Below are 13,298 nucleotides of genomic sequence, written 5' to 3'. Positions count from 1 at the left end.
GCAGGCTCTGCGTCGGATTGAGAGCGCGGCCCTTCGGACACGCATAGTCGGCGCAACGTCCGGCCCTCGGGTCAAGCCCGAGGGTGACGGTACATGGGGTGGGTGACGGTGCACAACTACTCGTCGCCAAGCTCGCCGTCTTCCAACCGTTTGAGGAAGTTCGCGACGCCCCCGTCGTTCGGGTCCGGAAGGCGCGGATCGGACGCCTCGCCGATGAGCCAGGGGTGGAGGTCTGCCCAGTCCGGATTGCGTTGCTCGATCAACTGCGTCTTCCAGGCGCGGTTCCAGCGCTTGAGCGCGCGTTCGCGTCGGATGGCCGTGGTCATGAACTCATATGGCTCGTACCAGACCAGCCGGCCGCAGCCGTGTTGTTTGGTGAAGCCCTCGATGCGGCCTTCACGATGTTCGAAGCTGCGGCGGATCAGGTTGCTGGTCGAGCCGATGTAGATCACGCCGAAGGGGCGGCTGGCCTCAATGTAGGTCGCGATGAACGGGCGCTCGCGGGACATAACCGAGAGTTGTTTGAGCGCGCGCTGGAGTCAATATCAAACGCCGTCATCCTCGGGCTTGACCCGAGGATCGGAGGTGAGGAGGGCTCTGTGTGGGTTTGAGGTCGCGGGCCGGCGGACAGGTACAGCTTGCCACGACGTCCGGCCCTCGGGTCAAGCCCGAGGGTGACGGTGTTGGGGAAGGGAGAGGGAGCTCGCCCTACACCGGCGGCGCCGGCGGCGCCGTGATGACCTCGACGTTGTCGTTGAGGAGGTAGGCCAGTTCGTCCAGCGCGACGCGGCGCTCCGCGGGGGAGGCGGCGGTTTCGACGGCCTCGACCTTCTTCGGCATGTCCTCGGAGATGCCGCGCAGGATGCATTTCAGGTCGCTGTCCGTGCCGCGCTCCTTGAGGATCAGGTGACCCTGCATGTCCAGCGCGGCCAGTTCGGTCGTCCGGGTGCGGAAGCCGGTGAAGGTCTCGCTGGCGAAGAAGCCGGTCTGGTCGGCGGCTCCGGTCTCCATCCAGCCGCGGACGAGATCGCGAAGGCCGCCGGAGCGGGCGACGATGTCGGCGAACAGGGGCTCGGAGGCGACCGAAAGCGGCGCGGCGGGCGCGACCGGCGGCTGGGCCGCGGCGGCGGCGACATTGGGGTCTGCGAGCAGCAGGGAGATCGCGAGGGCGACGCCGCAGGACATGGGAAACCTCTTGGGCGAACCATTTGTTTGGGTCGAATCGTGCATTCGACGTTGAACCGGCTTACGCCCGACCCGTAAACGAGGGTTTACCCTCCTGAAGTTCGAGACCCGCCCATGACCGCCCGCTCCCAGGCCCTGGACATGCTTCGCGCCGTCGCGCGCAAGGATTCGAGCTCGCGCATCGTCCACCAGTTCGCCGTCGATCCGGGCCGGATCGAGCGGATGGGGGTGGAGGCCGCAGGGCTCTATCTGGACCTGTCCAAGCAGTCGTGGAGCGCCGAAGGCTTTGAAGCGGCGCTGGATCTGGCGCGGACCTGCGATGTCGAGGGACGCCGGGCGGCGCTGTTCGGCGGCGAGGTCGTGAACAACACCGAGGGCCGCGCGGTGCTGCATCCGGCCCTGCGCGCGGCCGACGACGCCGACTTCCACGCGCTGGGCGAGCCGGTGTCGAAGGAGGTGACCGCCACCCGCGACGCCATCGCCCAGTTCGCCACCGATATCGGCTCGGGCGCCGAGACCGGCGGGGCGCGCCAGCCGTTCACGGCCATCGTCCATATCGGCATCGGCGGCTCGGATCTGGGTCCGCGCCTGCTGTGGGATGCCCTGCGTCCGCTGGAGCCGACTATCGACCTGCGCTTCGTCGCCAATATCGATCCGCGCGACATGGCCGAGGCGCTGAGCGGGCTGGATCCGGAGACGACTCTGGTCGTGGTGGTGTCCAAGACCTTCACCACGCAGGAAACACTGGCCAACGCAGAACTGGCCAAGGCCTGGCTGTCGGAATCGTTGTCGGCCAAGCGCCTGCCGCGCCATCTGGTGGGCGTGACCGCCGCGCCGGACAAGGCCGAGGCCTGGGGCTGCGGCCGGACCTTCGGCTTCCGGGACTGGGTCGGCGGCCGCTATTCGCTGTGGTCGTCGGTCAGCCTGTCGGTCGCCGTGGCGCTGGGCTGGGACGTGTTCGAGCGTGTGCTGGACGGCGCCCGGGCGATGGACGAGCATTTCCTGACGGCGGATCTGGAGAAGAACGCCCCGGTGCTGCTGGCGCTGGCGCAGATCTACAACGTCGAGGGCATGGGCCGGAACGCGCGCACCGTGGCGCCCTATGCCCACGGCCTGCGCCGCCTGCCGGCCTTCCTGCAGCAGCTGGAGATGGAATCGAATGGCAAGCGGGTGAAACGCGACGGCTCCGCCGTCGACACCGCCACGGGACCGGTGGTGTTCGGCGAGCCGGGAACCAACGGCCAGCACGCCTTCTTCCAGCAGATCCATCAGGGCCCGACGGTGGTTCCGGCCGAGTTCGTGGTCGTGGGCCATACCTCCGACGCCGCCATGGACGACCGCGAGGGCGATGCGCCGCTGTGGTCCAATGCGCTGGCGCAGGCGCAGGCGCTGATGGTCGGCAAGACGGAGAAGGAGGCGCGGGCCGAGCTGATCGCCGCGGGCGCGTCGGACGCCGAAGCGGACCGGCTGGCGCCGCACAAGACCTTCCCGGGCGACCGGCCCTCGACCACCATCCTGATGGACGCCCTGAGCCCCGAGGCCGTCGGCGCCCTGCTGGCGCTCTATGAGCACAAGACCTTCGTGGAAGGCGTGGTGTGGGACATCAACAGCTTCGACCAGTGGGGCGTCGAACTGGGCAAGGTTCTGGCGAAGGCGATCCTGAAGGACGTCGAGGCCGGGGAGCCCGGGGCCGGGCTGGATCCGTCGACGGCCGAGCTGATGAAGCGGCTGATGGTGTGAGGCCGCTTCGGGCGAGGTCGCAGAAACGGCGGCCCACCGAGCCGCCGTCGCCGTGAATGACCGTTGATGTCGTCCTGCGTTACTTGCAGGAGAAGTACTTGCGGTTCGACGATGCGTCGAAGGCGAACCCAAAGAATCCGCTCAGACCGGTGACCCTGTGGAAATAGCTGCTCAGCCTGAACCGGGCCGCATCCCCCGCGCAGTCCTTGACCGGTGTACCTGCAGACGCCGGCACGGCGGCGGAGATCGATGACACGGCGATCGCAATCGCGACGACGGCCGCTTTTGCGGTTTTATCGATTTTCATTGTGGTGCTCCTCCAGACGCTCGCAAAAACCGCGAGCCGGAGAACCATCGGCGTCAGAACAAGCCTGTAAAGCGAAATTGGGAAATAACTTTAATAAATACAGCAACATGTCTTGAGGCAACCAAGTGCGTATCCGCGCACGGCCAAGCGTTGCTTTATCGGGTGCTAATTACGGCAGCATCGCCGTCATGAAAAAGGCGGGCGCCGTTTCCGGAGCCCGCCTTCCTCGCCCACGCATCCGACCCTACTCACGCGGCCGGATGAAGGGTGTCTCGCTTACCAGCGACGGTCGTAGCGGTAATCGCGGTCACGGCGGTCCCAACGGTCATCGCGGCGATCGCGACGGTTCTCGCGGTAGTCGCGGCGCTGTTCCCAGCGCGGGTCGCGGCTGTTGATGCCGTGCTCGCGCTCCCAGTGGCCCTGGTTCCGGTAGCAGCGGCCGCCGCGGTAGTAGCCGCAGTCGTCGCCGCCGCGGCTGGCGGTGGCGCCGAGCGCCGCACCGGCCAGGGCGCCGCCGACGATATAGGTGCCGTCGCCGTTGCCGAGCGCGGCGCCGGCCAGACCGCCGACCACGGCGCCGACGACGGCGTCACGGCTGCGGTTGTCGCGGCTCTGGGCCTCTGCCGGAGCGGCGGCCATCAGGGTCACGGCCATGGCGCCGGCGACCGGGGCTGCGAGAGCGATTTTCGAAAGCGTCTTCATGGTCGTTCCTTTCTGTCAGGCCGGCGGGGGAGCGCCGGGCTTGCATACAGTCATGAACCGTCAGGCCTGAACGGGTCGGGGACGTGCTGTTCAGGTTCGGTTCATCTTGTCAGGCCGCTTTCGATGCGGCTTCCTGAGAACGCGGTTCAGCGAGGGTGGTCGCGTGCGAGCAGGTTTAAAGATCGGTCTGGCGCTGGGGGCGTTGCTGGTGTCGGCGACGGGCGCGCTGGCGCAGGTCGCGCCGCCTCCCCCGCCGCCTCCGCCGCCGCCTCCCCCGCCAGCAGCCGCCGCTCCGCCGCCTCCGCGGCAGGGCGAGATGCGCGGTGATGTCCGGATCTCGGCCGACAGCGATCCGGTCGCGGCCATCCTTCAGGACGGCGGTCCGGCGACGACAGTGTCGATGAACCTGATCCGCCTGGCCGAGACGCGGAACAATGCCGGCGACCTGCCCGGCGCCCGCGCGGCGGCGGAGGCGGCCCTGAAGGTCATTATGGACGCTGAAGGACCCGATGCGCCCGTCGTCGCCCTGGCCCTGTCGACGCGCGGGCGCGTCCGGTTCGAGGCGGGCGAGTACGAGCCGGCGCTGGCGGATCTGCGGCGCTCGCGCGCCCTGCTCGACGGCGCGCCGGCGCCGCTGCCCGAGGAGATCGCCACCCTGATCTATGACGAGGCGCGGGTGCTGGACGCGCTGGGGCGCAACACCGAGGCCGAGGCGGCGGCGCGGGACAGCCTGACCCGCCGGCAGGCCCTGTTCGGACCCGTGCACGAGAAGACCGCCGACAGCGCCAATCTGGTCGCCAACGCCCTGACCGCGCAGGGCCGCCATGCCGAGGCCGATCCTTTCTACCGGCAGGTGCTGGGCATGTACGAGGTGCTGTACGGGCCGGACGATTTCCACGTCGCCATCGTGCTGTCGAATCTGGCCAACTCCCTGCGCCGGACGGGGCGGGCGTATCAGGCCGAGCCGCTGTACGTGCGCGCGGTCGCGATTGCGGAGCAGGCCAACGATCCGGTGCTGCTGGCCCAGTGCCTGACCAATTATGGCTGGTTCCTGCACATCACCGGGCAGGGCGAGAAGGCCGAGGCGCCGTTCCGGCAGGCGCTGGATCTGGCGCTGCAGATCGTCGGGCCGAACCATCCGTTCACCGGGGTAGCCAGGGCCAATCTCGGCTATGCGCTGGCCGATCAGGAGAAGTGGGCGGAGGCGGAGACGCCGTTCCGCGAGGGGCTGGCCACGCTGGAGGCCGGGATCGGCGCGGACAGTCCGGACCTGCTGGAGACGCTGGACGGCTATGCCCTGGTGCTGGCGCGGCTGGGCAAGGACGCCGAGGCGGAGACCCTGTACCAGCGCGCCGCGACGATCGCCGGTTCGCGCCTGCCGCCGGCCCATGCGGACAGCCTGGCGACGACCGAGCACTACGCGGCCTTCCTGGTCGCCCGCGATAGGCCGGACGAGGCTCTGGTGCGTGTGCGCGCCGGGCTGAACGAACTTCTGGGGCAGGATGTGCGCGGCCGGGACTGGCGCAATCGCGTCCGCGGAGCCGGTCCCCTGTTCGGCCGTCAGGTCGAAGCGGCCTGGGCCGTGTCCGCCGCGGCCGACTGACGCCGTCTATTTTACTGCTGCCCGGCTTGACGCTGGGGGTACCCCGTCTTACCTGCCGGGCGCGTTAGCACTCGGGCATGGCGGCTGCCAAAACGGTGGTCCGGTCCGGGCGCACGCGATGATATTCTCAAGGGAGACATCCAAATGGCGTTTCGTCCGCTCGGCGACCGCGTGCTCGTGAAGCGCGTGGAAGAGGAATCCAAGACCAAGGGCGGGATCATCATCCCGGACACGGCCAAGGAAAAGCCGCAGGAAGGCGAAGTCGTCTCGGTCGGCCCGGGCGCCCGTGATGACAGCGGCAAGGTCAACGCTCTCGAGCTGAAGGCCGGCGACCGCATCCTGTTCGGCAAGTGGTCGGGCACCGAGGTCAAGATCGACGGCGAAGACCTGATCATCATGAAGGAATCGGACGTTCTCGGCGTCCTGAGCTGAGCTTCGGTCGGGTGAAAAGTGAGCGGAGTGCCAGTGAGCGGTTTCTGCTCCTGGCCGCCGCTCCTCTTTCGCTCACCCCTTCGCTCACTCTTCACTAGCACTCATTTCAAGGAGCAGCCGGATGGCCGCCAAGATCGTACAATTCAACACCGACGCGCGCGACAAGATGCTGCGCGGCGTCAACATCCTCGCCAATGCGGTGAAGGTCACCCTCGGTCCCAAGGGCCGCAACGTCGTGATCCAGAAGTCCTTCGGCGCGCCGCGCTCGACCAAGGACGGCGTGTCGGTCGCCAAAGAGATCGAGCTGGAAGACGCCTTCGAGAACATGGGCGCCCAGATGATCCGCGAAGTCGCTTCGAAGACGAACGACAAGGCGGGCGACGGCACCACCACCGCCACCGTTCTGGCCCAGGCCATCGTTCAGGAAGGCCTGAAGGCCGTAGCCGCCGGCATGAACCCGATGGACCTGAAGCGCGGCATCGACAAGGCCGTCGTCACCGTCCTGGCCGACATCAAGGACAGCTCCAAGAAGGTCACCTCGAACGACGAGATCGCCCAGGTCGGCACCATCTCGGCCAACGGCGACGTCGAAGTCGGCGCCCTGATCGCCCAGGCCATGGCCAAGGTCGGCAATGACGGCGTCATCACCGTCGAGGAAGCCAAGACCGCCGAAACCACCGTCGACATCGTCGAGGGCATGCAGTTCGACCGCGGCTACCTGTCGCCGTACTTCATCACCAACGCGGACAAGATGGAGGCCATCCTCGAGGAGCCGCTCATCCTGCTCCACGAGAAGAAGCTGACCTCGCTGCAGCCGATGCTCCCGATCCTGGAAGCCGTCGTGCAGTCGGGCCGTCCGCTGCTGATCATCGCCGAGGACATCGAGGGCGAGGCCCTGGCCACCCTGGTGGTCAACAAGCTGCGTGGCGGCCTGCGCGTCGCCGCCGTCAAGGCTCCGGGCTTCGGCGATCGCCGCAAGGCCATGCTGGAGGACATCGCCGTCCTGACCGGCGGCCAGGTCATCTCTGAAGACCTCGGCATCAAGCTGGAGAGCGTCTCGCTCGACATGCTGGGCAAGGCCAAGAAGGTCTCGATCACCAAGGACGACACGACCGTCGTCGAGGGCGCCGGCGAGAAGGAGGCCATTGAGGCCCGCGTCTCGCAGATCAAGGCCCAGATCGAAGCCACCACGTCGGACTACGACCGTGAGAAGCTGCAGGAACGTCTGGCCAAGCTGGCCGGCGGCGTCGCCGTCCTGCGCGTCGGCGGCTCGACCGAGGTCGAGGTCAAGGAGAAGAAGGACCGCGTCGACGACGCCCTGAACGCGACCCGCGCGGCCGCGGACGAAGGCATCGTCCCGGGTGGCGGCATCGCCCTGCTGAAGGCTTCGAAGAAGCTGGAAGGCCTGACCGGCGACAACGCCGACCAGAACGCCGGCATCGCCATCATCCGCCGCGCCCTGCAGGCTCCGATCCGTCAGATCTCGGAGAACGCAGGCGTCGAGGGCTCGATCGTCGTCGGCAAGGTGCTGGAATCGAACGACCCGTCGTTCGGCTTCAACGCCCAGACCGAAGAGTACGGCGACCTGGTCAAGATGGGCGTCATCGACCCCGCCAAGGTGGTCCGCACGGCCCTGCAGGACGCCGCCTCGGTGGCCGGCATCCTGATCACGACCGAAGCGGCCGTGGCCGATGCGCCGAAGAAGTCGGGCGGCGCAGCCCCCGACATGGGCGGCGGCATGGGCGGCATGGGCGGCATGGACTTCTAGGGTCCGCCGTTCAGTCGACAGGCTGAAACAGAAGAGGGCGCTCCGGGAAACCGGGGCGCCTTTTTTCTTGCACCTCGCGCCTCGACTGGCTGGCGGCAAAACAGCGCAATGCGATCACATTTTTGATCCAAGGTTGTAATTGTCTTGTCACAAAGTGGGCCGTCGTCCACCAATGGTTCGGGGGTTTTTCCAGTCCGGTTCAACGCGTTCGTCCTGACGAAACCCTTCGCGATCAGGCCGCTTCATCTCTCGCCCGTTCTCGCCGCGCGAGACGAGGGGGGAGGCGCGGTCTTTCGTGTGTCCAGATCGGTTTTTTGCTCAAGGATTCCGGATGCCCGCTCTCTCGATGTCCCGTCGCCAGTCGCTGATGTACGCCTCGGCGTTGGGCGCCATCGCCGTGTTCGGCGCGGCCCCGGCCAGCGCCCAGGAGGTTTCCGGCGCCGAGCAGATCGCCGCCACCCTGCATCACGGCGGGCTGCGCGAGGAGCGGCACGTGGACTTCGGCCCACTGGCCTACACGCCACCGGTCGCCGGCGCCGTTCGCCTGCCGCCGGCCGGCTATGTCGAGCCGGGTCGCGTGGGCGACGTGGCCAGCTGGATGACGCCGGAGTTCATGCAGGACTACGGCCTGCGTCAGATGAATGCGCAATACGCCTATGCGCGCGGCCTGACCGGCGCGGGCATCCGCGCCGGCGTTCTGGATGACGGCGTCGAGTTCCGCCACACCGAATTCACGGGCAAGAACAACCTGTCGATCACCGCTGCAGACGTGCTGGCCGACGGCAGCCTGTGCGCGCCGACCAATGGCGTGATGAACCTGACGGGCTGCTTCTACACCCAGGGCGACGAGAGCGCCCGTGACTTCTACGTCTACGACGGCAACGACATCTACACGGGCCTGCTGCCGACCTATGTGGGCGTGTCGGGCAACCGCTTCATGTACCGGACCGGCCACGGCACCCACGTGGCGGGCACCATCGCCGGCAATCGCGACGAGAACGGCACCCACGGCGTGGGCTACAACGCCAGCATCGTCAGTGCGCGCCTGTTCGCCGACAGCATCAGCGACCTGGACTCGCTGGTCTATGAGGCGGCCGGCCTGAACTGCCCGGCCGGCGCCTGCTACTCGCAGATGCCGCAGATGTCGCTGCAGGCCCGGACCAACGTCTATCGCGATTTCGTCGCTTCAGGCGTCAAGGTGATCAACAACAGCTGGGGCTACACCCTGCGCACGCCGACGGTCGCGAACCTCGACGCGGCCTACCTGGCCAACAAGGCGTTCCTGGATCCGATCTTCCTCGCCACGGCCCAGCAGACCTCGGCGGCCGGCATCCTGCAGGTCTGGTCGGCGGGCAATACGCCCAACGACGTCGCAGGCCTGACCGCCAGCCTGCCGCGCTGGATGCCCGAGTACGAGCCGTACTGGGTGGCCGTCGCCAACATCAACAGCGCCGGCACGATCAACGCCGGTTCGAGCATCTGCGGCGCCGCAGCCCAATGGTGCGTGGCCGCCGCCGGCACGACCATCTGGTCGGCCCAGTTCGGCACCAACGCTGTCTTCAGCAATGCCGGCGGCACGACCCTGGCCGGTCACGAGATCATCTTCAACGATCTGGGCCAGCCGATCGGCTTCCGTGAAATCGCCACCGGCGAGATCACGACCAACGCCTTCAAGACCCTGACCGGCACCTCGATGGCCGCGCCGCACGTGACCGGCGCCCTGACACTGCTGTTCGAACGCTATCCCTATCTGCAGGGCACCTTCGTTCGCGACATCATGCTGACGACGGCGCGCGATATCGGCGCGCCGGGCGTCGACCCGATCTACGGCTGGGGCATCGTCGACCTGCAGAAGGCGATCAACGGTCCGGGCCAGCTGATCAAGGACAGCACGGTCAACATGACCAACCGCGCCGGCGGCGCGAAGGTCTGGACCGGCGACGCCTGGGACGACTGGAGCAACGACATCTCGGGCGTCGGCCGTCTGACCAAGACCGGTCAGGGCTGGCTGCGCCTGTCCGGCTCGAACACCTTCAACGGCCTGACCGTGCAGCAGGGCGTGCTGGAGCTGACCGGCGCCAACGCCCTGACCCGCGCGGTCGACGTGACCGGCGGCACGCTGATGATCGGCGGCACGCTGAACAACACGCCGCTGAACGTGACGGGCGGCTCGGCCATCGTGACGGGCACGATCAACGGCGGCCTGACCACCATCGGCGCGGCCGGCTCGCTGTTCGGCACGGGCACCCTGGCCAACACCATCGTCAGCGGTTCGATCACCCCGGGCCTGTCGGTGACCGATCTGGGCCGCCTGAACGTGATCGGCTCCTACGTCCAGAACGCGGGCTCGACGTTCAACGTGGCGACCCGTCCGGCCAACTCGTCCGGCCTGCTGGCCGTGACCGGCGCGGCGACCCTGAACGGTGGCACGGTGAACGTGCTGGCGCTTCCGGGCCTGTATCAGGTGGGCCAGACCTACACGATCCTGACCGCCACCGGCGGCGTGACCGGCGGCTTCAGCGGCGTGCAGACCAACGGCCTGACCCTGCCGTTCATGTCGTTCAGCCTGACGCCGAGCGCCAATGCGGTGCGCCTGACCGTCTCGCGCGGCATGGCCTTCAGCGCCGCAGCGACGACGGACAACATGCGATCCGTGGGCGGCGCCATCGACGCCCTGCCGACCAACAACGTCGTGCTGAACAGCCTGAGCCAGCTGACGCTGGAGCAGGGCCGCACCGCCCTGACCGAAATCAGCGGCGAGGCCTATGCCAGCATCCAAGGCAGCCTGATCGATTCCGGCCGCAGCGTGCGTGAAGCCGCCATCAGCCGCATCGTCGCCGGCGCCAATCGTCCGGAAGTCGGCATCTCGGTGTGGGGCGACGCCCGTCGTTCGGAAGGCGAGCGGACCGGCTACGGCGTCGCGCGCGCCGAGCAGACGACCGACACCTACCTGATCGGCGCCGACTTCGGCCTGTCGAACAACCTGACCTTCGGCGTGTTCGGCGGCTGGGGCGAAACCGAGGTGCAGACCACGGCGGCCTCGAACATCGACGCCGACAACAGCCACTTCGGCCTGTATGGCGCCTATCGCGGCTCGAACTGGCGCGTGGGCGGCGGCGTGGTCTATTCGGACCACAACGCCGACGTTCGCCGCTCGATCACGACGCCGGGTCTGGGCCAGCAACTGCGCAGTGAAACCGACTATTCGACGCAGCAGTATTTCGTCGACCTCGGCTTCCCGGGCGTGGCGAACGGCACGACCGCCGAGCCCTTCCTGCAGCTGGTGCACCTGCGCTCGACCAATGACGGCGTGGTGGAGGCCGGCGGCAACCTGGCCCTGACGGGTGAAGTGGCCGAGGCCGACATGAACATCGCCACGGCCGGTGTTCGCTTCGCCTCGAGCAGCGCCAACCTGCCGATGAACCTGCAACTGCGCGGCGCCATGGGCTTCCGTGTGGTCGACGGCGACCTGGCTCCCTCGGCGCAGTTCGCCTTCCCAGGCAGCAACGCCTTCGTGGTCGGCGGTGCGCCGCGCTCGGACAAGGCCTTCGTCGTCGACGGCGGTCTGGCCGCCGAGGTCGCCCGCAACGTCTCGCTGGAAGTCGGCTACTCGGGCGAGCTGGGCTCGAAGTACGACAACCACACCGGCAACGTCCGACTGGTCGTCAACTTCTAGGGACCGGACGGTTCCGGTGGATCGGGGCGGGCGGAGCTGGCAGGCTCCGCCCGCCCTTTCTCTTTCAGGAGGCTCGCATGGCCCGGTGTTTGTCTCTCGCGCTGGCCGGCCTTCTGGCGGTCATGGCCGGCTGCGCTCCGGCCGGTCCCGGGCGATCCGAAGCCGGCCCCGCGTCGGCGCCGCTATCTCGGCCGGAGGTGTCGATGTTCGCTGATCCGATGTTCGTCGGCCTGTCCGCACTGAGGGACGCGCCCACGATGGAGCAGGTCGAGCGGATCGTCGGCGCGCGCGGCGCAGTGCAGCCGCGGCAGGACCGGCACGCCCAGATCCGCCTCCCCAACGGCGCCGACTACGTTCGCGTCGCGCCGGCGGAGGGTCGGCCGAGGGTCGATACCGGAACGATGGCGGCGTTCATCTCCCCGGTCGTGACCGGCGACGGCTGCCTGACCCTCGCGGAGGCGACACGCGTGCTCGAGAGCGCAGGCTGGACTTCGCCGCCGCCACTGATGGCCGAACGTCATGCGCCGGGCGGCGCGGCTGTCACCCCGTCGGGCGCCTTCACCCGGCACGACCGCGCGATGACCCTCTATCTGTTCCGCGCCGGAGCGGGCGAAGGGTGCGTGGTTCGCTATGCCCTGTTGTGGCGGATGGAGCTCGCGGGGCTGGCCACGCTGGCGCCGTGGGTGCTGCGATAGGCGGGCGGCCTACAGGTACTTCATCCACCACTGGCCGCTGCGGCGCTTGACGCCGGCGAACCAGCGGCAGGCGAACCAGCTGGGGATCGCGGCGAGCACCGCGATGGCCCAGACCCAGCCGACGTTTGGCACGCCGAAGACCTCGCCCTGATTGGCTCCGAAGATCGCCAGGCAGGCGCGGGCGGCCAGATGCAGGCCGTAGAGGTGGATCAGGTAGAAGAACAGGGGCGCGCCGCCGTAGACGGCGAGCAGACGGATCAGCCGGGGCCAGATCACCTCGAAGGCGGCCAGCAGCAATGTCCCGACGCCGAGCGTCAGCAGGATGAAGTCGGCCGACGGCGGATATTTGGTCAGGTTGAAGACGCTCATCACCGTCTGCAGCGGGGTCGGCCAGACCGACCACGGCAGCGGCTCGCCATAGATGTTGATGGCGCGCAGCACGGCGAACAGGGCCAGCATCGACAGCCCCAGGATCGTCAGGTCGCGCAGTCGGCGCGCGGCCGGCGCCTTGAACCACGGGCCGATGGCGTAGCCGAGCGCGGCGATGCCGATCCACGGCAGCAGGGGATAGGAGGTTCGCACCTGTCCGCCCCACGGCATCTGGATGAAGCCGCGATCATGCAGGACGGCCCAGATCGCGTGGCCGGGCTGGCCCTCGGGGATGGTGATGGGCGTCAGCAGATTGTGGCCCAGCACGATGATCAGACCGACGGCGATCAGGACCGGGCGCGGCAGCCAGACCAGCGCCGACAGCACGATCATCGACAGGCCGATCGCCCAGATCACCTGCAGGAAGATCGTCGGCGGCAGGACGTCGAAATTCCAGGCGAAGTTCACGACCGTCAATTCGAGGAAGACGAGAAACAGACCACGCTTGAACAGGAAGCCGGAGGCCGCTGACGCCCCGCCCTTCTTCGATGCATAGAGCCAGGCGCCGAGGCCGGTCAGGGCGACGAAAACCGGGGCGCACAGGTGGGCCGCCAGACGGGTGAAGAACAGGGCCGGCGAGGTCGTCGCCACGTCCATCGGGTCCGGCACCTGGGCGTGGATGAAGAAGAACTCCCGCGCATGGTCGACCAGCATCAGCAGGATCACCAGACCGCGAAGCGCGTCGATCGACGGGATGCGGGCGGTGGAGGCGGCGGGGGGAGCCGACGAAAGCGGAGCGGTTGACAGCGACATGCGGGAGC

At 68.0% G+C, this 13,298-nt stretch carries 11 protein-coding genes; 6 read left to right on the top strand and 5 right to left on the bottom strand.

Features of this window, described 5'->3' with window-relative positions:
• Nucleotides 1-116: 116 nt before the first annotated feature.
• Together ABDZ95_RS03150 and ABDZ95_RS03145 are read right to left on the bottom strand one after the other, a co-directional pair.
• Nucleotides 117-509 carry a GIY-YIG nuclease family protein gene (locus ABDZ95_RS03150; protein ID WP_343790240.1) on the bottom strand — a complete coding sequence of 131 codons (393 nt, stop codon included), beginning with the start codon at nt 507-509 and terminating at the stop codon, nt 117-119.
• Between the two features lie 199 nt (nt 510-708).
• Nucleotides 709-1,185, bottom strand: coding sequence for a hypothetical protein (locus ABDZ95_RS03145; RefSeq protein WP_343790236.1), 477 nt, complete (start codon nt 1,183-1,185; stop codon nt 709-711).
• 114 nt (nt 1,186-1,299) lie between these two features.
• Between ABDZ95_RS03145 and pgi the strand changes: the two genes are divergently transcribed.
• Nucleotides 1,300-2,925, top strand: coding sequence for a glucose-6-phosphate isomerase (gene pgi, locus ABDZ95_RS03140; RefSeq protein WP_343790231.1), 1,626 nt, complete (start codon nt 1,300-1,302; stop codon nt 2,923-2,925).
• Nucleotides 2,926-3,004: 79 nt separating this feature from the next.
• Here the strand turns inward: pgi and ABDZ95_RS03135 are convergent, their stop codons facing one another.
• Together ABDZ95_RS03135 and ABDZ95_RS03130 are read right to left on the bottom strand one after the other, a co-directional pair.
• Nucleotides 3,005-3,232 (bottom strand): hypothetical protein, encoded by a 228-nt coding sequence (locus ABDZ95_RS03135; protein ID WP_343790228.1) that lies wholly within the window; start codon nt 3,230-3,232, stop codon nt 3,005-3,007.
• Between the two features lie 276 nt (nt 3,233-3,508).
• Nucleotides 3,509-3,934 (bottom strand): hypothetical protein, encoded by a 426-nt coding sequence (locus ABDZ95_RS03130; RefSeq protein ID WP_343790225.1) that lies wholly within the window; start codon nt 3,932-3,934, stop codon nt 3,509-3,511.
• A gap of 163 nt (nt 3,935-4,097) precedes the next feature.
• Here ABDZ95_RS03130 and ABDZ95_RS03125 point away from each other — a divergent pair, with 163 nt between their 5' ends.
• The 5 genes from ABDZ95_RS03125 (at nt 4,098) to ABDZ95_RS03105 (ending at nt 12,108) form a co-directional block, all read left to right on the top strand.
• Nucleotides 4,098-5,537, top strand: a complete 1,440-nt coding sequence (locus ABDZ95_RS03125) for a tetratricopeptide repeat protein (RefSeq protein ID WP_343790222.1) — start codon at nt 4,098-4,100, stop codon at nt 5,535-5,537.
• Nucleotides 5,538-5,681: 144 nt separating this feature from the next.
• Nucleotides 5,682-5,969, top strand: a complete 288-nt coding sequence (gene groES / locus ABDZ95_RS03120; RefSeq protein ID WP_123288102.1) for a co-chaperone GroES — start codon at nt 5,682-5,684, stop codon at nt 5,967-5,969.
• 121 nt (nt 5,970-6,090) lie between these two features.
• Nucleotides 6,091-7,737, top strand: a complete 1,647-nt coding sequence (gene groL, locus ABDZ95_RS03115; protein WP_343790219.1) for a chaperonin GroEL — start codon at nt 6,091-6,093, stop codon at nt 7,735-7,737.
• Nucleotides 7,738-8,068: 331 nt separating this feature from the next.
• The gene (locus ABDZ95_RS03110; RefSeq protein WP_343790217.1) at nt 8,069-11,413 is read left to right on the top strand and encodes a S8 family serine peptidase; all 3,345 of its coding nucleotides are present in this window, start codon (nt 8,069-8,071) and stop codon (nt 11,411-11,413) included.
• Between the two features lie 203 nt (nt 11,414-11,616).
• Complete coding sequence (locus tag ABDZ95_RS03105; RefSeq protein WP_343790214.1) at nt 11,617-12,108, top strand: hypothetical protein; 492 nt, start codon at nt 11,617-11,619, stop codon at nt 12,106-12,108.
• 9 nt (nt 12,109-12,117) lie between these two features.
• Here the strand turns inward: ABDZ95_RS03105 and ABDZ95_RS03100 are convergent, their stop codons facing one another.
• A complete protein-coding gene (locus tag ABDZ95_RS03100; RefSeq protein ID WP_343790211.1) occupies nt 12,118-13,290 on the bottom strand; it encodes an acetyltransferase domain-containing protein in 1,173 nt (390 codons plus the stop codon).
• Between the last annotated feature and the right edge of the window lie 8 nt (nt 13,291-13,298).

The organism is Brevundimonas kwangchunensis (genome assembly GCF_039523815.1).
In the GTDB taxonomy this organism is placed as follows: domain Bacteria; phylum Pseudomonadota; class Alphaproteobacteria; order Caulobacterales; family Caulobacteraceae; genus Brevundimonas; species Brevundimonas kwangchunensis.
The sequence above is the reverse complement of the archived record's forward strand: the minus strand, read 5'-3'. Positions and strand labels throughout refer to the sequence as shown.

Coding starts and splice junctions, on each gene's coding strand:
- ABDZ95_RS03100 (WP_343790211.1), bottom strand. CDS start 13,290: ATGTCGCTGTCAACCGCTCCGCTTTCGTCGGCTCCCCCCGCCGCCTCC.
- ABDZ95_RS03150 (WP_343790240.1), bottom strand. CDS start 509: ATGTCCCGCGAGCGCCCGTTCATCGCGACCTACATTGAGGCCAGCCGC.
- ABDZ95_RS03130 (WP_343790225.1), bottom strand. CDS start 3,934: ATGAAGACGCTTTCGAAAATCGCTCTCGCAGCCCCGGTCGCCGGCGCC.
- ABDZ95_RS03145 (WP_343790236.1), bottom strand. CDS start 1,185: ATGTCCTGCGGCGTCGCCCTCGCGATCTCCCTGCTGCTCGCAGACCCC.
- groL (WP_343790219.1), top strand. CDS start 6,091: ATGGCCGCCAAGATCGTACAATTCAACACCGACGCGCGCGACAAGATG.
- ABDZ95_RS03110 (WP_343790217.1), top strand. CDS start 8,069: ATGCCCGCTCTCTCGATGTCCCGTCGCCAGTCGCTGATGTACGCCTCG.
- ABDZ95_RS03105 (WP_343790214.1), top strand. CDS start 11,617: ATGTTCGCTGATCCGATGTTCGTCGGCCTGTCCGCACTGAGGGACGCG.
- ABDZ95_RS03135 (WP_343790228.1), bottom strand. CDS start 3,232: ATGAAAATCGATAAAACCGCAAAAGCGGCCGTCGTCGCGATTGCGATC.
- groES (WP_123288102.1), top strand. CDS start 5,682: ATGGCGTTTCGTCCGCTCGGCGACCGCGTGCTCGTGAAGCGCGTGGAA.
- pgi (WP_343790231.1), top strand. CDS start 1,300: ATGACCGCCCGCTCCCAGGCCCTGGACATGCTTCGCGCCGTCGCGCGC.